This is a genomic window from Streptomyces sp. NPDC053427 (genome assembly GCF_044544985.1).
GTDB lineage: Bacteria > Actinomycetota > Actinomycetes > Streptomycetales > Streptomycetaceae > Streptomyces.
Genome location: NZ_JBITYA010000011.1, coordinates 65376 through 86386 on the forward strand (window position 1 = coordinate 65376; position 21011 = coordinate 86386).

Annotated in this window: 22 protein-coding genes; 14 read left to right on the plus strand and 8 right to left on the minus strand. The window is 70.4% G+C overall.

Translation table 11 applies throughout. The features are described 5' to 3' along the window. Nucleotides 1-106: 106 nt before the first annotated feature. The gene (locus ACIGWZ_RS28625) at nucleotides 107-1309 is read right to left on the minus strand and encodes an erythromycin esterase family protein (protein WP_400069586.1); all 1203 of its coding nucleotides are present in this window, start codon (nucleotides 1307-1309) and stop codon (nucleotides 107-109) included. Nucleotides 1310-1367: 58 nt separating this feature from the next. On the opposite strand from ACIGWZ_RS28625, the gene ACIGWZ_RS28630 reads away from it, so the two are divergent. The 8 genes from ACIGWZ_RS28630 (at nucleotide 1368) to pssA (ending at nucleotide 10252) form a co-directional block, all read left to right on the plus strand. After that, a complete protein-coding gene (locus tag ACIGWZ_RS28630; protein WP_400069587.1) occupies nucleotides 1368-2099 on the plus strand; it encodes a TioE family transcriptional regulator in 732 nt (243 codons plus the stop codon). Between the two features lie 389 nt (nucleotides 2100-2488). Beyond that, nucleotides 2489-3826 carry a crotonyl-CoA carboxylase/reductase gene (ccrA, locus tag ACIGWZ_RS28635; protein WP_400069588.1) on the plus strand — a complete coding sequence of 446 codons (1338 nt, stop codon included), beginning with the start codon at nucleotides 2489-2491 and terminating at the stop codon, nucleotides 3824-3826. Between the two features lie 39 nt (nucleotides 3827-3865). Next, the gene (locus tag ACIGWZ_RS28640) at nucleotides 3866-5878 is read left to right on the plus strand and encodes a protein meaA (protein ID WP_400069589.1); all 2013 of its coding nucleotides are present in this window, start codon (nucleotides 3866-3868) and stop codon (nucleotides 5876-5878) included. Continuing rightward, the gene (locus tag ACIGWZ_RS28645; protein ID WP_400069590.1) at nucleotides 5875-6837 is read left to right on the plus strand and encodes an HpcH/HpaI aldolase/citrate lyase family protein; all 963 of its coding nucleotides are present in this window, start codon (nucleotides 5875-5877) and stop codon (nucleotides 6835-6837) included. Before ACIGWZ_RS28640 ends, ACIGWZ_RS28645 begins: the two co-directional genes overlap by 4 nt. A gap of 5 nt (nucleotides 6838-6842) precedes the next feature. Continuing rightward, nucleotides 6843-7367 (plus strand): MaoC family dehydratase, encoded by a 525-nt coding sequence (locus ACIGWZ_RS28650; protein WP_400069591.1) that lies wholly within the window; start codon nucleotides 6843-6845, stop codon nucleotides 7365-7367. A 5-nt stretch (nucleotides 7368-7372) separates the two neighbouring features. Continuing rightward, nucleotides 7373-8578, plus strand: a complete 1206-nt coding sequence (locus ACIGWZ_RS28655) for an acyl-CoA dehydrogenase family protein (protein ID WP_400069592.1) — start codon at nucleotides 7373-7375, stop codon at nucleotides 8576-8578. Nucleotides 8579-8748: 170 nt separating this feature from the next. Next, on the plus strand, nucleotides 8749-9396 hold the full coding sequence (locus tag ACIGWZ_RS28660; RefSeq protein WP_127153886.1) for a phosphatidylserine decarboxylase: 648 nt from the start codon (nucleotides 8749-8751) through the stop codon (nucleotides 9394-9396). Next, nucleotides 9383-10252, plus strand: a complete 870-nt coding sequence (gene pssA / locus ACIGWZ_RS28665; protein WP_400069593.1) for a CDP-diacylglycerol--serine O-phosphatidyltransferase — start codon at nucleotides 9383-9385, stop codon at nucleotides 10250-10252. Before ACIGWZ_RS28660 ends, pssA begins: the two co-directional genes overlap by 14 nt. A gap of 77 nt (nucleotides 10253-10329) precedes the next feature. Here the strand turns inward: pssA and ACIGWZ_RS28670 are convergent, their stop codons facing one another. Beyond that, nucleotides 10330-11463: a glycerate kinase gene (locus tag ACIGWZ_RS28670; protein WP_400069839.1), complete on the minus strand. Its 1134-nt coding sequence runs from the start codon at nucleotides 11461-11463 to the stop codon at nucleotides 10330-10332. A gap of 178 nt (nucleotides 11464-11641) precedes the next feature. Here ACIGWZ_RS28670 and ACIGWZ_RS28675 point away from each other — a divergent pair, with 178 nt between their 5' ends. Next, a complete protein-coding gene (locus ACIGWZ_RS28675; protein ID WP_400069840.1) occupies nucleotides 11642-12130 on the plus strand; it encodes an NUDIX domain-containing protein in 489 nt (162 codons plus the stop codon). Between the two features lie 258 nt (nucleotides 12131-12388). Here the strand turns inward: ACIGWZ_RS28675 and ACIGWZ_RS28680 are convergent, their stop codons facing one another. Continuing rightward, a complete protein-coding gene (locus tag ACIGWZ_RS28680; protein WP_400069594.1) occupies nucleotides 12389-12679 on the minus strand; it encodes a hypothetical protein in 291 nt (96 codons plus the stop codon). A gap of 266 nt (nucleotides 12680-12945) precedes the next feature. Here ACIGWZ_RS28680 and ACIGWZ_RS28685 point away from each other — a divergent pair, with 266 nt between their 5' ends. The 3 genes from ACIGWZ_RS28685 (at nucleotide 12946) to ACIGWZ_RS28695 (ending at nucleotide 14745) form a co-directional block, all read left to right on the plus strand. Next, entirely contained in the window at nucleotides 12946-13755 is an 810-nt protein-coding gene (locus ACIGWZ_RS28685; RefSeq protein WP_400069841.1) for a nucleotidyltransferase domain-containing protein, read from the plus strand. 154 nt (nucleotides 13756-13909) lie between these two features. After that, nucleotides 13910-14344 (plus strand): hypothetical protein, encoded by a 435-nt coding sequence (locus ACIGWZ_RS28690; RefSeq protein WP_400069595.1) that lies wholly within the window; start codon nucleotides 13910-13912, stop codon nucleotides 14342-14344. A gap of 104 nt (nucleotides 14345-14448) precedes the next feature. Beyond that, nucleotides 14449-14745 carry a hypothetical protein gene (locus tag ACIGWZ_RS28695; RefSeq protein ID WP_400069596.1) on the plus strand — a complete coding sequence of 99 codons (297 nt, stop codon included), beginning with the start codon at nucleotides 14449-14451 and terminating at the stop codon, nucleotides 14743-14745. Between the two features lie 85 nt (nucleotides 14746-14830). Here ACIGWZ_RS28695 and ACIGWZ_RS28700 read toward each other — a convergent pair whose 3' ends face one another. After that, nucleotides 14831-15466: an NAD(P)-dependent oxidoreductase gene (locus ACIGWZ_RS28700; RefSeq protein WP_400069597.1), complete on the minus strand. Its 636-nt coding sequence runs from the start codon at nucleotides 15464-15466 to the stop codon at nucleotides 14831-14833. A 118-nt stretch (nucleotides 15467-15584) separates the two neighbouring features. On the opposite strand from ACIGWZ_RS28700, the gene ACIGWZ_RS28705 reads away from it, so the two are divergent. Beyond that, the gene (locus ACIGWZ_RS28705) at nucleotides 15585-16256 is read left to right on the plus strand and encodes a TetR/AcrR family transcriptional regulator (RefSeq protein ID WP_400069598.1); all 672 of its coding nucleotides are present in this window, start codon (nucleotides 15585-15587) and stop codon (nucleotides 16254-16256) included. A gap of 21 nt (nucleotides 16257-16277) precedes the next feature. On the opposite strand, the gene ACIGWZ_RS28710 is transcribed toward ACIGWZ_RS28705, so the two are convergent. Next, a complete protein-coding gene (locus tag ACIGWZ_RS28710) occupies nucleotides 16278-16826 on the minus strand; it encodes a methylated-DNA--[protein]-cysteine S-methyltransferase (protein ID WP_400069599.1) in 549 nt (182 codons plus the stop codon). Between the two features lie 10 nt (nucleotides 16827-16836). Then, nucleotides 16837-18312, minus strand: coding sequence for an AlkA N-terminal domain-containing protein (locus tag ACIGWZ_RS28715; RefSeq protein WP_400069600.1), 1476 nt, complete (start codon nucleotides 18310-18312; stop codon nucleotides 16837-16839). A 215-nt stretch (nucleotides 18313-18527) separates the two neighbouring features. Between ACIGWZ_RS28715 and ACIGWZ_RS28720 the strand changes: the two genes are divergently transcribed. Further along, complete coding sequence (locus ACIGWZ_RS28720; protein ID WP_400069601.1) at nucleotides 18528-19025, plus strand: peptidylprolyl isomerase; 498 nt, start codon at nucleotides 18528-18530, stop codon at nucleotides 19023-19025. 178 nt (nucleotides 19026-19203) lie between these two features. Here the strand turns inward: ACIGWZ_RS28720 and ACIGWZ_RS28725 are convergent, their stop codons facing one another. Beyond that, nucleotides 19204-19929, minus strand: a complete 726-nt coding sequence (locus ACIGWZ_RS28725; protein WP_400069602.1) for an ArsR/SmtB family transcription factor — start codon at nucleotides 19927-19929, stop codon at nucleotides 19204-19206. 453 nt (nucleotides 19930-20382) lie between these two features. After that, nucleotides 20383-20979, minus strand: coding sequence for a 3-isopropylmalate dehydratase small subunit (leuD, locus tag ACIGWZ_RS28730; RefSeq protein ID WP_400069842.1), 597 nt, complete (start codon nucleotides 20977-20979; stop codon nucleotides 20383-20385). Nucleotides 20980-21011: the final 32 nt, after the last annotated feature.

Below are 21011 nucleotides of genomic sequence, written 5' to 3' on the forward strand. Positions count from 1 at the left end.
CCAGGCGACCGTGCCGCCGAGTTGGGGCCGGACACGACAATCGATCCCACGCTCCGGGCGCTGCCGCCGAGTACGAGCAGCCGGGGCACGTGGCCTGATGGTGGCGCTAGCTCTGCAGGACGTCCTTGACGAACGCGATCCCGTCGATTCCGGCCAGGTGGGCCGGGTCGAGCGGGGCGTAGCCGAACCAGGGGGACACGCGGGGCGCGGGCAGCGGGGCGCCGAGGGCGGTGGCCAGCTGGCGGGCGTCGACGACATAGCGGTCCTCCGGGAGTGCGTACAGGAGTCCTTCGACGGTGTCCGGCGGCGGCGTGTCCACTCCCTGGTGCCGGATCGTGCCGAGGGCCGTGGCCACGAAGGCGTACTCCGCGCCGAGCCGAGCGCTCACCAGCGCACCGGCGCTCCACCACTCCACACGCCCCTGCCACATCTGCATCGCGCTCTTCTCCCGCTGGAGATGGGCGTTCTGGGCGTGGACAACGGCCGGGCCCCGAGCGGCGACGGCGAGGAGGTTGTCGGCCATCATCACGTCCCGCTGCGCGCACAGCCGGGTCATGCGGGACGGTGAGGGGTCGGCCATCCAGTAGTGGTAGCGCAGCAGGCCGGCGGCGGTGCGCCCGTACAGGCGCGCCCGGTCCCAGTCCTCCCGCGAGGTCGCCGCAATCAGGTGCGGCGTCTGCGCGTCGAGCAGCGTCTGAAGGTCGTCGGCGAGCAGCCGCAGCCGGTCGGCCTCGGCCGACCGCCCCACGGACCGGGTCGGGTCCATCATCGCGGCAGGTTCGGTCCACCGGTCGTCGGTGCCGAGCAGGCGGTCGAGCGTTTCCGCGGTGCAGGGGAGCAGGTCCGCGTCCACCCGGGCCGCGAGGTAGCCGTGGAGTGCGGTGAGGGCCTGCCGGGGGCTCGCGGCGGCGGTGATCTCCAGCGGGCCGTCGAAGCCGGCGAAGCGGAGCCGCTCGGACGCGGGCCGGCCGTCGTTGTAGGCGCGCATCCAGCGCACGAGCTCGCGGTTGGCCGCGGAGGCGCCCCAGCCGTGGCTGAATCCGCGCTCCATGACCTCGTCGAGGGTGCCCGTGCCCGAGGTGACGTAGTCGTCCACGAGCAGGCCGCTCAGGCAGTCGCTCTCGATCGCGATCGTCCGGTAGCCCTCCTGCTCGGCGAGCTGCCGGAAGAGCTCGTTGCGCAGGTCGAGCAGGGTGTCCTCGCCATGGGCGGGTTCGCCCAGGGCGAGCAGCCGGGGCCGGGCCGGGAGCAGCCTCATGACGGCGGCAGCGTCGACGGCATGGGCGGTGTCCTTGATGTCGGTAGCCATGGCTTCAACGGTATCGTTGAACCTTCGGTGGAAACTTTTCCGCGATATCGTCGGCTCCATGGGGCGAAACCTTCAAAACGGTGAGCGGCTCAGGCCGGTTGATCTGGCGCGCGGGCACGGTCTGTCCACGCAGGCGGTCAGGAACTACGAGGAGGCCGGCATCCTTCCGGCCGCCGGTCGCACACCCCACGGCTATCGCACCTACACCTCGTTGCACGCGGGGGCCCTGCGCGCGTTTCTCGCCCTGGTGCCCGGCCACGGCCACCGGACGGCGACGTCGATCATGCGGGCGGTGAACGAGGGCGCGGCGGAGGAGGCGTTCCGCCTCATCGACGAGAGCCACGCCCAACTCCTCGACGACCGGCAGACCCTCCAGGCCGTGGAGAGCGCCCTCGGCGACCTCGAACCCGGTGCGAGGTCCGAGCCGGCCGCGGCGTCCGCGCCCGGCGGCACGTTCATCGGGCCGCTGGCGGACAGGCTCGGAATCCGGCCCGCGACGCTGCGCAAATGGGAGCGCGCCGGGCTGGTGCGCCCGCACCGCGACCCGCTGACCGGGTACCGCGTCTACGACGAGGCCGACGTGCGGGACGTCCGGCTGGCCCACCAGCTCAGGCGGGGCGGCTACCTGCTGGAGCAGATCGCGCCGCTGATCGCGCAGGTGCGGGCGGCCGGCGGGCTGGAGCCCCTGGAGGCCGCCCTGCGCGACTGGCACGGTCGGCTGTCCGCCCGCGGGCGGGCGATGCTGACCGGGGCCGCCGAGCTGGAGGCGTACCTCCGCGCGCGCGGATGAGGCGCCGGTCCCGTCGGGTGTTTTGAACGATCATCGCTCATCTCGCTCATCTGAACCCGGTGCCACTCAACCGTGAAATCAATGGCACTCAGTGTCTTGTCAGATGGCACGCGGTGTCATACGTTGGGGGTGTCCGGTCGACCGGTGCACAGCACACCCCGTGCATCGGCTGTCCCAGCAACCCTCCGCGGCTGCTCGCCCGGACGCCTGCGTCACAGGCATCGCATCACGCGCCCACCGGCGCACCGCCAGGCATCGCGACCGACGCCTCCGCACCACGCGGCGGCCGAGGAACCGGCGCCACCCCGGCCGAACCGACGGCACCACTTCCGCACCACCCCCGACGTTCCCTCAAGCCGTTTCCCCACGTGCTTCGCCGGAGGCATACCGTGAACGAAATCCTGGACGCGATCCTCGCGCCCGACACCACCAGCGACGACTTCGCCGCGCTGACCATCCCCGAGTCCTACCGCGCGGTGACCGTGCACAAGGACGAGGCCGAGATGTTCGCCGGCCTGTCCACCAAGGAGAAGGACCCGCGCAAGTCGCTGCACGTCGAGGACGTGCCGGTGCCCGAACTGGGGCCCGGTGAGGCCCTGGTGGCCGTGATGGCCACCTCCGTGAACTACAACAGCGTCTGGACCTCGATCTTCGAGCCCGTGTCGACGTTCTCGTTCCTGGAGCGCTACGGCAAGCTCTCGCCGCTCACCAAGCGCCATGACCTGCCGTACCACGTGATCGGCTCCGACCTGGCCGGCGTCGTCCTGCGCACCGGCCCCGGCGTGAACGCCTGGGGCCCCGGCGACGAGGTCGTCGCGCACTGTCTGTCCGTCGAGCTGGAGTCCTCCGACGGCCACAACGACACCATGCTCGACCCCGAGCAGCGGATCTGGGGCTTCGAGACCAACTTCGGCGGCCTCGCCGAGATCGCCCTGGTCAAGTCCAACCAGCTGATGCCCAAGCCCAAGCACCTGAGCTGGGAGGAGGCGGCGGCGCCCGGTCTGGTCAACTCGACCGCGTACCGCCAGCTGGTCTCGCAGAACGGCGCCGGCATGAAGCAGGGCGACAACGTCCTGATCTGGGGCGCGAGCGGCGGCCTGGGCTCGTACGCGACGCAGTTCGCGCTGGCCGGCGGCGCCAACCCGATCTGCGTGGTCTCCAGCGACAAGAAGGCCGACATCTGCCGGGCCATGGGCGCCGAGGCGATCATCGACCGCAGCGCCGAGGACTACAAGTTCTGGAAGGACGAGCACAACCAGGACCCCCGGGAGTGGAAGCGCTTCGGCAAGCGCATCCGCGAGCTGACCGGCGGCGAGGACGTGGACATCGTCTTCGAGCACCCGGGACGGGAGACCTTCGGCGCGTCCGTGTACGTCACGCGCAAGGGCGGCACCATCGTCACCTGCGCCTCCACCTCCGGCTACAACCACGAGTACGACAACCGCTACCTGTGGATGTCGCTGAAGCGGATCGTGGGCTCGCACTTCGCGAACTACCGCGAGGCGTGGGAGGCCAACCGGCTGATCGCCAAGGGCAAGATCCACCCGACGCTGTCCAAGACGTACACCCTCGAGGAGACCGGGCAGGCGGCGTACGACGTGCACCGCAATCTGCACCAGGGCAAGGTCGGCGTGCTGGCGCTGGCGCCCGAGGAGGGCATGGGCGTGCGCGACGAGGAGATGCGCGCCAAGCACCTCGACGCCATCAACCGCTTCCGCAACGTCTGACGCTGCCAGGCGTCCGAACGACGAAGATACGGGTCACACATGACTGAGCGTCAGAAGGATCGTCCGTGGCTGATGCGGACGTACGCCGGGCACTCCACCGCCGAGGCGTCCAATGAGCTGTACCGGCGCAACCTCGCCAAGGGGCAGACCGGCCTGTCGGTCGCGTTCGACCTCCCGACGCAGACCGGTTACGACCCCGACCACATCCTCGCCCGCGGCGAGGTCGGCCGGGTCGGGGTCCCCGTGTCCCATCTCGGCGACATGCGGCGGCTGTTCCAGGACATACCCCTGGAGCAGATGAACACCTCGATGACCATCAACGCCACCGCCATGTGGCTGCTGGCCCTCTACCAGGTGGTCGCCGAGGACCAGGGCGCCGACATCACCAAGCTGTCGGGGACGACACAGAACGACATCGTCAAGGAGTACCTGTCCCGCGGGACGCATGTCTTCCCGCCGGGGCCGAGCCTCCGCCTGACCACCGACATGATCGCGTACACGGTCAACAACATCCCGAAGTGGAACCCGATCAACATCTGCAGCTACCACCTGCAGGAGGCGGGCGCCACGCCGGTCCAGGAGATCTCGTACGCGATGTCCACCGCGATCGCGGTGCTGGACGCGGTGTTCGCGTCCGGGCAGGTTCCGGAGGACCGCAAGGGCGATGTCGTCGCCCGGATCTCGTTCTTCGTGAACGCCGGCGTCCGGTTCGTCGAGGAGATGTGCAAGATGCGGGCGTTCTCCCGCATCTGGGACAAGGTGACCCGTGAGCGCTACGGCATCGAGAACCCCAAGCACCGGCGCTTCCGCTACGGCGTCCAGGTCAACTCGCTGGGCCTGACCGAGGCCCAGCCGGAGAACAACGTCCAGCGGATCGTGCTGGAGATGCTGGCGGTGACCCTGAGCAAGGACGCGCGCGCCCGCGCCGTCCAACTCCCGGCCTGGAACGAGGCGTTGGGGCTCCCCCGACCCTGGGACCAGCAGTGGTCGCTGCGGATCCAGCAGGTCCTGGCGCACGAGAGCGACCTGCTGGAGTACGAGGACATCTTCGCCGGATCGCATGTCATCGAGGCCAAGGTGGACGCCCTCGTGGACGAGTGCCTGGCCGAGATCGAGCGCATCCAGGAGATGGGCGGCGCGATGGCCGCCGTCGAGTCCGGCTACCTCAAGTCGCAGCTGGTCTCCTCGCACGCCGAGCGCCGGGCCCGGATCGAGGCCGGCGAGGAGAAGATCGTCGGCGTCAACTGCTACGAGTCCACCGAGCCGAATCCGCTCACCGCGGACCTGGACACCGCCATCATGACGGTCGATCCCGCCAACGAGGCGCGGGTCGTCCAGGCGCTGCACGACTGGCGGGACAACCGGGACGAGGCGCGCGCCCAGGAGGCGCTGTCGGTGCTGAAGAAGACCGCGGCGGGCGACGGCAATCTCTTCGCGGCGACCCTGGAATGCGCGCGGGCCGGTGTGACGACCGGCGAGTGGTCCTGGGCGCTGCGGGACGTCTTCGGCGAGTTCCGGGCGCCCACGGGCGTCTCCGGTGCGCCGCTCGCCGTCACGGCCGAGGCGGGCACGCCGCTCGCGCTCGTTCGCGAGAAGGTCGCCAAAACAGCCGCCGACCTCGGCAGCGGCAAGCTGCGCCTGCTGGTCGGCAAGCCCGGCCTGGACGGGCACAGCAACGGCGCCGAGCAGATCGCCGTACGGGCCCGGGACGCCGGCTTCGAGGTCGTCTACCAGGGCATCCGGCTGACCCCGGAGCAGATCGTCTCGGCGGCCGTCGCCGAGGACGTGCACTGTGTGGGGCTGTCGATCCTCTCCGGTTCGCATGCCGAGCTGGTGCCGGACGTACTGGCCCGGCTGCGCCGTACCGGCGTCGACGACATGCCCGTCATCGTCGGCGGAATCATCCCCTCCGCCGATGCGACCGCGCTCCGGGAAGCGGGAGTGGCGGCCGTGTTCACGCCCAAGGACTTCGGTATCACGGAAATCATCGGCCGTATCGTCGACGAGATCCGGAAAGCGAACCAGCTCGACCCTCTGGAGGTCCCCGCATGACCCTCGTGAACCGTCAGCGGCCGCGCCGCTCCTGTCTGGCGGTCCCCGGCAGCAACCCCCGCTTTCTGGAGAAGGCCCAGGGCCTGCCCGCCGACCAGGTCTTCCTGGACCTGGAGGACGCCTGTGCGCCGCTCGCCAAGGAGGGCGCCCGGCACACCATCGTCGACGCGCTGAACAACGGCGACTGGACCGGCAAGACGCGGGTCGTGCGGGTCAACGACTGGACGACGCACTGGACGTACCGGGACGTCATCACGGTCGTCGAGGGCGCGGGCCCCAACCTCGACTGCATCATGCTGCCGAAGGTCCAGGACGCCCAGCAGATCGTGGCGCTGGACCTGCTGCTGACCCAGATCGAGAAGACGATGGGCTTCGAGGTCGGCCGGATCGGCATCGAGGCGCAGATCGAGAACGCCAAGGGTCTGGTGAACGTCGATGACATCGCCGGTGCCTCGCCGCGCCTGGAGACCATCATCTTCGGCCCGGCCGACTTCATGGCGTCCATCAACATGAAGTCCCTGGTGGTCGGCGAGCAGCCCCCGGGCTACCCGGCGGACGCGTACCACTACATCCTCATGCGGATCCTGATGGCCGCGCGGACCCACGACCTCCAGGCCATCGACGGTCCCTACCTCCAGATCAAGAACGTCGACGGCTACCGCGAGGTCGCCGGGCGCGCCGCGGCCCTCGGCTTCGACGGCAAGTGGGTGCTGCACCCGGGTCAGGTCGACGCCGCCAACGAGGTCTTCTCGCCCTCGCAGGAGGACTACGACCACGCCGAGCTGATCCTGGACGCCTACGAGTGGTGCACCTCGGAGGCGGGCGGCAAGAAGGGTTCGGCGATGCTCGGCGACGAGATGATCGACGAGGCGAGCCGGAAGATGGCGCTGGTGATCGCCGGCAAGGGCCGGGCCGCCGGCATGACCCGTACCTCGAAGTTCGAAGCCCCGGAGGCGTAAGCGCGATGCAGTTCGGCCGTACCTATGAAGAGTTCACCATCGGCGATGTGTACAAGCACTGGCCGGGGAAAACCGTCACGGAATACGACGACCACCTCTTCTGTCTGCTCACGATGAATCATCACCCGCTGCACATGGACAGCAACTATGCGGAGCAGACCACCGACTTCGGAAAGAACGTCGTCGTCGGTAACTACATCTATTCGCTGCTGCTGGGCATGTCGGTGCCGGACGTCTCCGGCAAGGCGATCGCCAATCTGGAGGTCGAGTCGCTGAAGCATGTGGCACCGACCTTCCACGGTGACACGATCTACGGCGAGACGACCGTGCTCGACAAGACGCCCTCGAAATCCAAGTCGGACCGCGGCATCGTGTATGTCGAGACCAAGGGCTACAAGCAGGACGGCACGCTGGTCTGCGTCTTCCGGCGCAAGGTGATGGTCCCCACGGCCACGTACATCAAGGAGCGCGGCGGCGAACAGCCCGGCCGCCCGGAGCTCAAGGCCCCGCCGGCCAAGAAGGAGAAGTAGTCACCATGACCCGTCTTGCGCAGACCGAGGGCCTGACCGACATTCAGCGGGAAATTCTCTCCACCGTCCGCGACTTCGTGGACAAGGAGATCCTGCCGGTCGCCACCGAGCTGGAACACCGCGACGAATACCCGGCGGCGATCGTCGAGGGGCTGAAGGAACTCGGCGTCTTCGGGCTGATGATTCCCGAGGAGTACGGCGGCCTGGGTGAGTCTCTTCTCACGTACGCGCTCACCGTCGAGGAAATCGCCCGCGGCTGGATGAGTGTCTCGGGCATCATCAACACCCACTTCATCGTGGCGTACATGCTCAAGCAGCACGGCACGCAGGAGCAGAAGGACTATTTCCTGCCGAAGATGGCGGCCGGTGAAATTCGCGGCGCCTTCTCCATGTCGGAGCCGGCGCTGGGCTCGGACGTGTCGGCCATCTCCTCCAAGGGCGTGCGGGACGGCGACGATTACGTCCTCAACGGTCAGAAGATGTGGCTGACCAATGGCGGTTCGTCCACGCTCGTGGCGGTGCTGTGCCGTACGGACGAGGGCCACCCGGAGGGCACCGCGCCGCACAAGTCGATGACGACCTTCCTGGTGGAGAAGGAGGCGGGCTTCGGCGAGGTCCGCCCCGGGCTCACCATTCCGGGCAAGATCGACAAGATGGGCTACAAGGGTGTCGACACCACCGAGCTGATCATGGACGGCCTGCGCATTCCGGCCGACCGGGTGCTCGGCGGGGAGACCGGACGTGGCTTCTATCACATGATGGACGGCGTCGAGGTCGGCCGGGTCAATGTCGCCGCGCGCGGCTGCGGCGTCGCTCAGCGCGCCTTCGAGCTGGGTGTTTCGTACGCCCAGCAGCGCCACACCTTCGGCAAGCCGATCGCCCAGCATCAGGCCATCCAGTTCAAACTGGCCGAAATGGCAACAAAGGTCGAAGCGGCCCATGCAATGATGGTTAATGCCGCTCGCAAAAAGGACTCCGGCCAGCGAAACGACCTCGAAGCGGGCATGGCGAAGTACCTGGCCTCCGAGTACTGCAAGGAGGTGGTCGAAGACGCATTCCGTATCCATGGCGGCTACGGCTTCTCCAAGGAGTACGAGATCGAGCGTCTCTACCGCGAGGCCCCGATGCTCCTGATCGGTGAAGGTACCGCCGAGATCCAGAAAATGATCATTGGTCGCCGGCTACTGGAGGAGTACCGAATCCAGGGGTGAACGTCCCGTTTGGGGCGTTTTCATCTAGACGAAGATCACACCCCGTCATCGTACTTCGGCCACGGATTGGCTCTGGCTCTTGGCCAGTTGCCGCCCGCACCCGATAGCATCCCCGGAAAGCCGCCGTCCCCCGTATCCCTACGCGGCATCCTCCGCTACGAAGGTCATCCATGCCCCACAGCCAATCCTCTGCACCTCGCGGTCGCGTCCGCCTCGCGCGCGGAGCGTCGCCGTGGCTCCTCCCGACCGTGGCAACGGCAGCGGTCAGCCTGGCCCGCTCCCGTCGCTCGGGACGCTGGGCCGCCGTCGCCGTGCCCACCACCGCTCTCGCGGCGGGCATGCTGTGGTTCTTCCGCGACCCCGAGCGAGAGATCGCTCAGGGCCGCGTCATTTCCCCGGCCGACGGCGTGGTGCAGAGCATCATGCCGTGGAAGGACGGGCGCACCCGCGTCGCGATCTTCATGAGCCCGCTGAACGTCCACGTCAACCGCGCGCCGCTGGCCGGCACGGTGACGTCCGTGGAGCACATCCCCGGCGGATTCGTTCCGGCGTTCAACAAGGAGAGCGAAAACAACGAGCGGGTCGTCTGGCACTTCGACACCGAGCTCGGCGACATCGAGATGGTGCAGATCGCCGGTGCGGTGGCCCGTCGCATCGTCCCCTACGTGCCCCAGGGCACCAAGGTCGAGCAGGGCGAACGCATCGGCCTGATCCGCTTCGGCTCACGCGTCGACGTCTACCTCCCGGAGGGCGTCGAGGCGGCCGTCGAGGTCGGCCAGGCCACCACCGCGGGGGTGACTCGTCTTGACCGTGATTGATCCGGAAACACAGGCCGGCTGGGCGCCCGAGACCGAGGAGGACGGTGACGACATGCCGCTGTCCACGCGGCTGTCGATAGCGGACACCCTCACCCTCGGTAACGCCATTTGCGGCTTCATGGCCGTGTACTTCACCACCACCGGCGTCCTCATCCCGCATCTGACCGGGACCGAGGACGGCGGGATGGCTCGGCACAGCGCCGCGGTGGCCGTGATCCTGATGCTGATGGCGTCGGTCTTCGACCTCTTCGACGGGCTGGTCGCGCGCAAGCTGCGGGCCTCGGCGATGGGGGCCGAGCTCGACAACCTCTCGGACCTCATCAGCTTCGGCCTGGCACCCGCGTACTTCGTGGTGACCTGGGGCATGGTCGCCTCGAACGGCTCGGACGCCAACCAGCGGGTGTCGGTGGTCGCGGCGGTGGTGGTGCTGCTGGCGGTGATCCTGCGGCTGGCGCGGTTCTCCTGCGTCACGCTGCGCGACGGCATCTTCCAGGGCATGCCGAGCCCCTTCGGCGCCCTGACCGTCGTCGCCATCGTGCTGCTGGAGCTGCCGTTCCTGCCGACGCTGCTGGCGATCATCGGCGTGGCCTGGCTGATGGTGAGCCGGGTCGAGTACCCCAAGCCGCGGGGCCGCCTCGCGGTGGCGATGCTCAGCTGGATCGTGCTCAGCATGGGCATGCTCGCCGCCTGGGCGCTGGACGCCCCCGGTGGCCAGCTGCTCCTGTGGACCGGCTGCTCCCTGCAGGTGGTCCTGGGCGCGATGATCCCGCTGTTCGCGACGGCCCGGAGGGTGAACACCTTCCGCGACAACCGCCGCGAGTCGCGGGCGGAGGAGCGCGCCGCGCAGCTGCCCTAACCTTCGTACGACAACGCCGAGGGCCCCGAGCGAACGCATCGCTCGGGGCCCTCGGCGTTGTCGCGGCGTCGGGTGCCTCAGACGTCGCGGACCAGGAAGTCGCGGGCCAGGTTCTCCGCCGCCCGCTCCAGCAGCGGGCCCGCCTCGGCCATGCAGCGGGCCGGGTCCGGCTCCAGGTCCGTCAGGGCGTAGGCGCGGCTGATGCCGGCCGCGCCGAGGGCCTCCTGGGGCAGCTGGAGCCGCCCGCAGACCGCGACGACGTCGATGCCCGCCGCACGGGCCGCGGCGGCGACACCGGCCGGGGCCTTGCCGTGCAGGGTCTGCTCGTCCAGCGAGCCCTCGCCGGTGATCACGAACGTGGCCTTCGCCAGCGCCGGCGCGAACCCGAGCACGTCGAGCATCACGTCGATACCGGGCCGGAACGCCGCGTCCAGGCCGACCAGCGCCCCGTAACCGATACCGCCCGCCGCGCCCGCGCCGGGCGCCAGGGCGTGCTCGGCGGCCTTGGGGCCGACCGCGGCCTCCAGCACCTCCGCGTAGTGCGCCAGGGCGGCGTCCAGCGTGGCCACGTCGGCCTCGCTCGCGCCCTTCTGCGGGCCGTACACCGCGGGGGCGCCCTTGGGGCCCGTGAGCGGATTGTCGACGTCGCTGGCGAGCACGATGTCCGTACCGGCCAGCCGGGGGTCGAGGCCCGACAGATCGGCCGTGGCGAGGTCCGCCAGCGGGCCGCCGCCGGGGGCGACCGGCCGGCCTTCCGCGTCCAGGAAACGCGCGCCCAGCGCCGCGAGCATGCCCGCGCCGCCGTCGGTCGTCGCGCTGCCGCCCACGCCGAAGACGATCGAGGTCGCGCCCGCGTCGAGGGCCGCGAGCAGCAGCTCCCCGGTGCCGTACGTGGTGGCCGTCAGGGGCGCGAAGACGCCCTTCGGGAGGTGCTGGAGGCCGGATGCCTCCGCCATCTCCACCACGGCCGTACCGTCCTCGCGCAGCGCGAAGGTGGCCGTCACCGGCTCGCCGGTGGGGCCCATGACCCGCGCCTCATGGCGGGCGAAACCGGCCGCGAGCGCCGCGGCGACCGTGCCGTCGCCGCCGTCCGCGACCGGGATGGCCGCCACGTCCAGATCGGGAACCACGCGCCGCAGACCGGCCGTGACGTGCTCGGCGACCGCTACGGCCGTGAGCGAACCCTTGAACTTGTCCGCGGCGATCAGCACCTGTCCGGTGTGTGTCCTTGCTGCGTCCGCCACCGTGTTTCCCCTTGCTTTCGAACTGGCAGTCGCGCCGCTGTGACCATATCCGGCGAGGGGGCCCGGCGAACAGGGCATCTCGATCCCTAGGACCGGGCCCGCATCGTCCGTCGGCGGCACCCTCTAGGCTCGCGCCGTGACGACCATGGATTACGCCACTTATATCGCCGGCCTGCCCCGCGTCCTCGCCGGTGCGGGCGCCGTGTTCCGCGACGCGGAGGGCCGCATCCTGCTGGTGGAGCCCAACTACCGCGACACCTGGATCCTGCCCGGCGGGACCGTCGAATCGGACACCGGCGAGTCGCCCCGCCAGGCCGCCCGCCGCGAGACCGCCGAGGAGATCGGCCTGGACATCGAGCCGGGCGCGCTGCTGGCCGTCGACTGGGTACGCGGGGAGGCGCGGCCGCCGCTGGTGTCGTATCTCTTCGACGGCGGAGTACTGGACGAGGCCCAGCTCGCCGCGATCCGCCTCCAGGAGGAGGAGCTGCTGTCGTGGCGGCTGGTGCACTGGGACGAGGCCGAGACGCTGCTGGACGGGCGGATGCGGCTGCGGATCCGCGCCGCGCTGGATGCGCTGGCCGCCGGGCGCGGGCCGGCGGAACTGGAGGACGGGCTGCCGCCGCGGGGGGCCTAGGTGGTGTCCGCAAAGTCCCGTCGTCCGCCCGGAGGGCGGGGCTCGCGGCGTCTGGTGCGTGCGATCGCAAGGCGGAGGGTCGTCCTCGTAGCGGGCTACGTGGACGATCCCGACAACGCAGCGAGCGTGCGTGCCAGGCGCCGCGAGCCAGGCGGGACATTGCGGACACCACCTAGGGCGCTTCTGACGGATCTCCGTGGAAGAAGGAGCGACGCGACGCCGCGGAGATCCGTCAGAAGCGCCCTGGGTGTGCTGTCATCAGGCGCCGAACGCCCCGAAGAGGGCGAGGGTGCCGGCGAGTCCGAGGGCGCCGAGGGTGGTTCCGGCGGTGGCGGCCCACAGATGGCCGATGCCGTGGCGGGCGTAGTGGATGCCCGCCGCACCGAAGGTGACGGCGAGGCCGCCGGCGATGAGCGCCCACGGGAACGTGACGAGCGCGAGGGCGGGTGCCCATGCACCTGCGGCGGAGAGGGCGCCGAGGACGAGTGCGGTGGGGCCCAGGGCAACGGCGGGCGTGTCGGTTCGGTCGGGCACGGTCGGCTCGGGCATGGCCTGCTCCCTTTTTTGAACGAGTTCAAAATGTGCGTCGATCGTATCGCCGGGAGGGGGCGGGGCGCCGGTCGGGGTGGGGGGTCAAGGTGGGCAGTCCGGCGTGGCGGCCGAGTCCGGGTGCAATCCCTCGCCGCAGACCCGTCCGTAGACCCGTGAGCCCGTAAGTCCGCAGGCCCGTAAGCCCGCAGGCCCTGGACGCGGCCCGGACGAGCATCAGCAGTCGAACGGGTCCTAGTGTGGGCGCCATGGATGATCTCGAACGCATGGCGGATATCGCCGCAAGGACCGTGCGGGTGCCGGGAGTTGTGGGGGTGATGCTCGGCGGGAGCCGGGCGCGGGGGACGCACCGGGCGGACTCCGACTGGGATCTGGGGGTCTACTACCGGGGCGAGGTCGATCTGGCGGCGCTGGAGTCGCTGGCCGCCGCGGTGACCGGCGGGCCCGTCGAGGTGTACGGGCCGGGCGCCTGGGGCGCATGGGTGAACGGCGGGGCTTGGCTCGTCCTGCCCGACGGCACACATGTGGACTGGATCCTGCGGGACGTGGACCGTGTGCGGCAGGTGTGGCAGGAGTGCCGCGCGGGCCGCTTCGAGACCGGCATGCAGGCCGGTCACCCGCTGGGATTCTGGTCCCCCGCCTATCCGGGCGAGGTGGCGCTGGGACAGGTGCTCGCCGACACGGACGGGCAGCTGGCGCGCCTGAAGGAGGAGGCCGGGCGCTACCCCGAGGCGCTGCGGACCTCGCTGGCCGGGGGCGCGGTGTGGGATGCGGGATTCTCGGCGGCGATGGCGGCCAAGTCGTGCGGGAGCGGGGACGTACTCCACGCGGCCCTGTGCCTGTCCCGAGCCGTCGGCGACCTCGTCCAGGCGCTGCACGCCCACCACGGCGTCTGGTGCCTCAACGAGAAGGGCGCTCTCGCGGCGGCCTCGGCTCTCCCCGGTACGCCGCCCGGCTTTGCCGCCCGCGCCACCGCGCTGCTCGGTCGACTCGGCTCCACGGCCGAGGAGTTGAAGGCATCGGTGGCGGAGGCGGAGCGGCTGGTGGAGGAGGTGCGGGCGGTGGTCGGCGGCTGAAACGGGGCGGGGCGCCCGCGATCGGCCGGGCGACGGTGGGACATACATGCGAACGCATGCCCGGATCAGGTGGAAATATCGCGCCTTTCCCCTTTTCTGGAGTATCCAGGCAGGTTTCTGGGGAATCCCTCGCGGAGAGCGTTGGGAGAAGCTCATGCGCGACACCGTCAGCCGTGGCCGCGCCACGGATGCCGGCGGTGTGCGCGGTCTGCTGCTCGTCGCGTTGCTGGCGCTGCTGCATGCCGCGCTCATCGTCGGCGCCTGTCACCTGCCGTCCCCCCGGGCGGACCGCTGTCTCACCCACGCCCCCGCCGCCTTCTCGTCGGGCATGCCGGTGGTGCACTGTGCCACCGATGCGCCCGAGCTGACATCGGCCGGCGGCCGGAAACACCATCCGGGCAGCGGCGCCGCGCGCAACAAGGCGTCGGCATGCCCACTGCGCCATCAGACACCCACGGGGACCTGCGGCAAGGCCATCGGGGGCATGCCCCTCGGCACCGTTGTCGCGGCCCCGGGGGGCGCCTCCCCCGGAGCGGTTCACCCCGCCGTCGGCGCACCACCCGAGCGGACGGTCGTCCTGCGCTGCTGATCCGGCCCGGCCGAGGTGTTCGCCCGCGTTTTCCTGCCTTCGGGTGAGGGGCGAGCTCGGCCTGCCGTCCTCAGGTCCCTACTTGCTCAGCGCAGGAGATCGGCATGCCCATCGACGTCTTCGCCGCTCTCGGCGCGCTCGTACGCGCCGAAGCCGCACGCAGCGGAAAGAACCCCACCGGAAAGAACCCCACGGAAAAGACCCGCACCGGAAAGCCCGACATCCCCAGGCCCGCCGGCCGGCCCGCGCCGGAGCAGGCCGGCATCCCCGCACCGGCAGGCCCGGAGGGATCGCCGCCCGGCGCGGCCGCCCCGCACGAGGTCGCGTCCCCGGGGCCGCCCGCCGCCCGCACGAGCCGGCTGTCCCGGATCCTGCGGAAGCTGATCGCGCTCTTCCGTTGAGGCCTGGTCTCTCCGATCACGGTCGGAGAGACGGGGGAAAGGCCGGTGTCCAGGCGGCCTTGGCCGCTCCGCCGTCGACGAGGTGTCAGCGGCTGATGCCCACCGCGTGGCTGAAGGTCGCCGTCTCATCGACGAAATCGAGCATGGCGCGGGCCACGTCGGAGCGGGCGATGACGCCGCCGGCCGGGCCGGCCTCGATGGCGTGGCGGTAGCGGCCCTCGCCCGGCTTGTCGAGGAGCCGGGGCGGACGGACGGCGGTCCAGTCGAGGCCGCTCTCGCGCAGCACTGCCTCCATGCGCTCCAGGTCGGTGTAGAGCTCCTTGAGGACCGCCCACAGCAAGGGTCCGAACACGCGGTGGGTGAGCACCGGCTGGCCCGCGCCGGTGCGGTTGAGCGGGCCCGCGCTGACCACGAGCAGACGGCGTACGCCGGTGGCGGTCAGTGCCTCGACCACGGCGCGGGCGGAGGTGGACGCGGGGCGCAGCGGGTCATGGCGGCCGCCCTGGCCGATGCCGGAGAGCACCGCGTCGGCGCCGTCGACGACGGTCTCGACCGATGCGGCGTCGAGGGGGTCGGTGCGTACGACCGTCAGGCGCTCGTGCCGGACGGCCAGTTTCTCGGGGCTGCGCAGGGCGGCGGTCACCTCGTGCCCGTCGGCCAGGGCGTGGGTGACGAGGTGCCGGCCGACGCCGCCGGACGCGCCGAGAACGGTGAGCTTCATGGCTTCTCCCGAGGTGTCAGGTGTCAGGTGTCAAAGAGGGTGCGCGAAATAGGTGAGTGAGCACTCACCAACCAGTGTGAGTGAGTGCTCACTCACCTGTCAATGTAGACTCGGACCCATGACTCATGACGCCGCCGCTCCGCTGACCGGAGGCGCCCTGACGCGCTCCCGCATCCTCGACGCCGCCGCCACGCTGATGAGCACCGTCGGCCTGACACGCACGACGACGAAGGTGATCGCCCGGGAGGCGGGCTGCTCGGAGGCCTCGCTCTACAAGCACTTCCGCAACAAGGAGGAGATCTTCGTCCGGGTGCTGCACGAGCGCGCCCCGCAGTTCTCCGACGCGCTGGCCCAGCTGCCGGGCAGGGCAGGCGACGACCGGGGCCCCGCCGCGCACCTGACGGAGGTGACGCTGGCCGCCGTCCGCTTCTACCGCCGGGCCTTCCCCATGGCGGCCTCCCTGTTCGCCAGCCCGGAGCTCCTGGCCACGCACCGCCGCCGCCTCGACGAGCTGGGCACCGTGGGCCCGCAGAACGCCACCCAGCACCTGGCCGCGTACCTGGCCGCCGAGCAGGAACGGGGCCGGGTCTCGCCCGGCATCGACCCGCACGCCGCGGCCACCCTGCTCATCGGCGCCTGCTTCCACCGCGCGTTCCTCGACCTGTTCTTCGACGGGCGGGCGCCGGAAGGAGCGCTGCTCCCACGGAGCGAGGAGGAGTTCGCCACGGAGACCGTACGGGCCCTCCTCGGCGGCATCGCGCCGCCCGCGGCCAACTCCCCCGCCCCGTAACCGCGCCGGCACCCCGTCGCGTCAGCCGCAGCCCTCCACCGGGAACAGCACGTTCTCCGTCCGCTCGAAGTCCAGCAGCCGGCGCTTGCGGTCCAGGCCGCCGCCGTAGCCGGTGAGGCTTCCGTTGGCGCCGACGACGCGATGGCACGGCACGATGATGCCGACCGGGTTCCGGCCGTTGGCCAGCCCGACCGCGCGGGCCGCCGTCGGGACACCGAGCTGCTCCGCGAGCCGGCCGTAACTGACCGTCTCGCCGTACGGGATGGTGCACAGCGCCGCCCAGACCCGTCGCTGGAAGGGCGTGCCGCGCAGCGCGAGCGGGAGGTCGAAGGTGGTCAACTCGCCGCGGAAATAAGCCCGTAGCTGGGCGATGGTCGCGGCGAACGGCGGATCGTCCGGGTCCGCCGGGGTGCCGAACGTCTCCTGGGGCGGGCGGTGCCGCTGGTCGGTCATGTAGAGGCCGGTGAGGGCGTCGCCGAGGGCGACGAGGGTGAGCGGGCCCACCGGGGTGTCGGCGAGGACGGTGTGGGTGAGCGGCTCGGCTTGCCGGTCGGTCGTGTCAATGGTCATGGCGGTGGGCTCAGTTCGTGGGGAGGTGGTTGATGGGGTGGTCGTCGGTCGCCCAGAGGTACTGGACGGCGTAGGCGCGCCAGGGTCGCCAGACGGACGAGTGGCGGATGAGGGCCGCCGGGGTGGCGGGCAGCCCGAGGCCGGCGGCGGCGCGGCGCAGCCCGAGGTCGGTCGGCGTGAAGGCATCGGGATCGCCGAGCGCCCGCATGGCGACGACCTCCACGGTCCAGGGGCCGATGCCGGGCAGCGCCGCGAGCCGGGCGCGGGCCGCCTCCCGGTCGCTGCCGACGCCGAGCTGGAGCGCGCCGGAGGCGAGGGCGTCGATGACGCCGGTGAGGGTGGCCCGGCGGGTGCGCGGCATCGCCAGGGATTCGGGGTCGAGTGCGGCGAGTGCGGCGGCGGACGGAAAGAGGTGGGTGAGGCCGCCACCGGGGTCGTCGATCTTCTCGCCGTGCGCGACGACCAGCCGCCCGGCGTGCGTACGGGCCGCGGCGGTGGAGACCTGCTGGCCCAGTACGGCGCGGACCGCGAACTCGTCGGCGTCGACGGTGCGCGGCACCCGGCGGCCGGGCGCCTTGTCGACCAGCTCGGCCAGCTGCGGGTCCTCGCGGAGCAGCCCGTCGACGGCCTCCGGGTCCGCGTCGAGGTCCAGCATCCGCCGGCAGCGGGCGATGGCGCCCGCGAGGTCGCGCAGATCGGTGAGCGCGAGGCGGCAGTCGATGTGTTCGGGGCGGGGTGAGAGGGCGACGATGCCGTGCCCGTACGGGAGGCTCAGGGTGCGGCGGTAGGCGCCGTCGCGCCACTCCTCGACGCCGGGGACGGCGGTGGCCGCGAGATGCCCGAAGAGGTTGTCGGGGTTCAGCGGCCGGCGGAAGGGCAGCCGCAGCGTGAGGGTGCCGGGCGCCGCGGCGTTCTCCCGGCCGGGCCGGGCGCGCTCGCGCAGCGCGGTCGGGGAGAGCGCGAAGACCTCCCGCACGGTCTCGTTGAAGGTACGGATGCTGGCGAACCCGGCGGCGAACGCGACGTCGGCCATCGGCACCGCGGTGGTCTCCACCAGCAGCCGGGCGGTCTGGGCGCGCTGCGCGCGGGCCAGCGCGAGCGGCCCCGCGCCGAGCTCGGCCAGCAGCTGCCGCTCGATCTGGCGGGTGCTGTAGCCGAGGCGGGCCGCCAGCCCCGGGACGCCCTCGCGGTCGACGACCCCGTCGGCGATCAGCCGCATCGCCCGGGCGACCAGGTCGGCCCGTTCGTCCCACTGCGGCGACCCCGGGCTGGCGTCCGGACGGCACCGCTTGCAGGCCCGGAATCCGGCTTGCTGGGCGGCCGCGGCGCTCGGGTAGAAGCGCATGTTCTCGGGCTTGGGCGGCACCACCGGGCAGCTGGGGCGGCAGTAGATTCCGGTGGTGAGCACGGCGGTGTAGAACCAGCCGTCGAAGCGGGCGTCCTTGGACTGCACGGCCCGCAGACAGCGCTCGGTGTCGGTGTGCATGCCCTCAAGGATTCCTCAGCCGACGGGGGCTGGCTGGCGAGAATCCGACATCAGCGTCGGGTCACCAGGGCCGGTACGAACGCCTGTGCCTTCCCCGTACGGCCGCCACGCCGGATCACCCGGAGCGCGGCGGCGGGCCCGGTCCGCGGTGCGGGTGCGGCCATTGGTGGCAGCCCTGTTTTCCCCCACGGGAGAGGGGATGTGAGGATGACTTCATGAGCAACGTGTTTTTCGACATCACCATCAACGACAAGCCCGCAGGACGGATCGTCTTCAAGCTGTACGACGACGTGGTTCCCCAGACCGCCAGGAACTTCCGGGAGCTCGCCACGGGTGAGCACGGCTTCGGCTACGAGGGCTCCGGCTTCCACCGGGTCATCCCCGAGTTCATGCTCCAGGGCGGCGACTTCACCCGGGGCGACGGCACCGGCGGCAAGAGCATCTACGGCGAGAAGTTCGCCGACGAGAACTTCAAGCTGAAGCACACCAAGCCGGGCCTGCTGTCCATGGCCAACGCCGGGAAGAACACCAACGGCTCGCAGTTCTTCATCACCACCATCGTCACGAGCTGGCTGGACGGCAAGCACGTCGTCTTCGGCGAGGTCGTCGAGGGTATGGACATCGTGAAGACGATCGAGGCGGAGGGCTCGCAGAGCGGCAAGACCCGTTCGACGATCAAGATCGCGAAGTCCGGCATCGTCTCCGGTCAGTGAGCAGCAGCAAGTAGGCCGCAGCCAGTAGGCAGCAGCCCGAGAAGTACCGCTTGCCGGTTCCGGATCCTCCGCCGCCGCCTCGGCCCGGCGGAGGGTCCGTACCTGCCCGCTCCGCCGGCCGGTGTGCCGGAGCCGTCGAGGCCGCTCCGCGGCCGGGCCCGGCCCGGGGCCCGGCCGATCAGTTCTGACCGGCCAGGTCGCCGTGGAGGAGGGCGCCGCCGAGCGGGGTCAGGGTGTGCTGGACCTTGTTGAAGGTGCGCACGGTCGTGATCAGGCCGGCCGCGCGCAGGACCGAGGTGTGCTGGCTGGCCGCGGCGGAGGAGATGCCGACGCGTTCGCCGACCTCGGTGGTCGTGCGGCTTCGGGTCAGGCTTTCCAGTACGGCCGCCCGGGTGCGGCCCACCAGCGCGTGCAGGGCGTGGTCGGCGCCCTCCTTGGGCTCCCAGAGGGATTCCGCCCAGTCGGCGTTCACGGGGGTGGGGTAGATCAGGGTCGCCGGACGGCCGTCGCCGCCCTCGCCCGAGAGCGTGGGCGGGCGGCCGGCGAGGAAGAGGGAGGGGACCAGGACCAGTCCGCCGACCTCCAGTTTCACATCGCCGCCCGTTCCCGGGATTTCGAGGATCGGCGGCGTCCAGCGGATGGCGGGGTGGAGCGTGGCGAGCAGTTTGCCCACGCCGTCGCTGAGCATGATCTGGCCGCGCGCGGTGCGGTCGGAGTTCAGCGCCTTGGCGATGGCGGTCCAGTAGGGGGCCACCGCAATGGCATGGAATTCCTCGAGATCGCGGACGACCTGCGGCCGATCGGCCCGGTCGGCGGTGTTCCCGACCGACGGTGTGCCATTGCCGTCGCGCCGCAGTATCTGGCCCATGTCCGCTAACGGCCGCACGATCTGCGCGAGTTTCACCAGCGCGCGGATATTTCCCGAACCGCCTATCTGCTTGCGCCAGGGTTTGAAAACCGGTCCGCCGCCTCCCACGCTAAGCATTTCCAGCGCGAAGAGGGCCTCGCGTAACTGGCTGACCTCGGGCGAAATTCTGGTTCTTGACAAGCTTTCTGACGTAAAATATATGCGACGCATACTCCCCCGCAGGATCCGTGCGCATCGTCGAACCGGCCTCGGTTCACCGGCGACTAGCCGCCCCACCGCCCAACTCGCAAGTCCATTCGACGCTATCACGAGTTCTCGGTTGGCATTCGTAAACACTTGGAATTGCCGTGGTGCCGGGTAGTGGGCCCTGGCGGTCCGTGGCAGTCCGTAGTGGTACCCATGGTGCGTCGGGGACGCAAGTTCTGACAGGGGGGTGCGCACGCCTATGACGGTTCAGCTGACTGAACCTTGACGTGCTCGCTGGCTCGGTCAGCTGCTCAGACGCAACGTGGGCAGCCAGTCGGGGCGGCTCGCCTCGTACTCCGCGATCACGGAGTCGCGCTGCAAAGTGGCCGAAATAGCATCATGCCCCCTGAGGAGAAGCTGCCGGGCCCGCTCGTTCACCGTGAAGTCCCAGCCGCTCCCCGCCATCGTCAGCCGGCAATTCACGAGGTCGACCGTGAGCTCCCGACCCGGGTCCCGCTCCACCTCATTCATGATGCGTTCCACCACCACCGACGGCTGGTCGACCGGCAGCAATCCATTGTTCATCGCATTGCGCTGGAAAATGTCACCGAATCCGGTGGCTATGACGACGGTGAATCCACCGTCCTTCAGCGCCCATACGGCATGTTCCCGGGAGCTGCCGATACCAAAGTTACGGCCCGCCACCAGCACCCCGGCGCCCGCGTGCACCGGCCGGTCCAGAACAAAGTCCGGCTCCTCGCGCCAGCGCGCGAACAAGGCATCCGCATAGCCGGTTTTCGTCACCCTCTTGCAGAATTCCGCGGGAACGATCTGGTCCGTGTCGATATTGTCCCGGCGAAGTGCCACGGCGCGCCCGGTAAAGGTGTCAAAGGGTTTCAGGCTGGTCATTGTGGGATTCCGTTCCTTCGGGG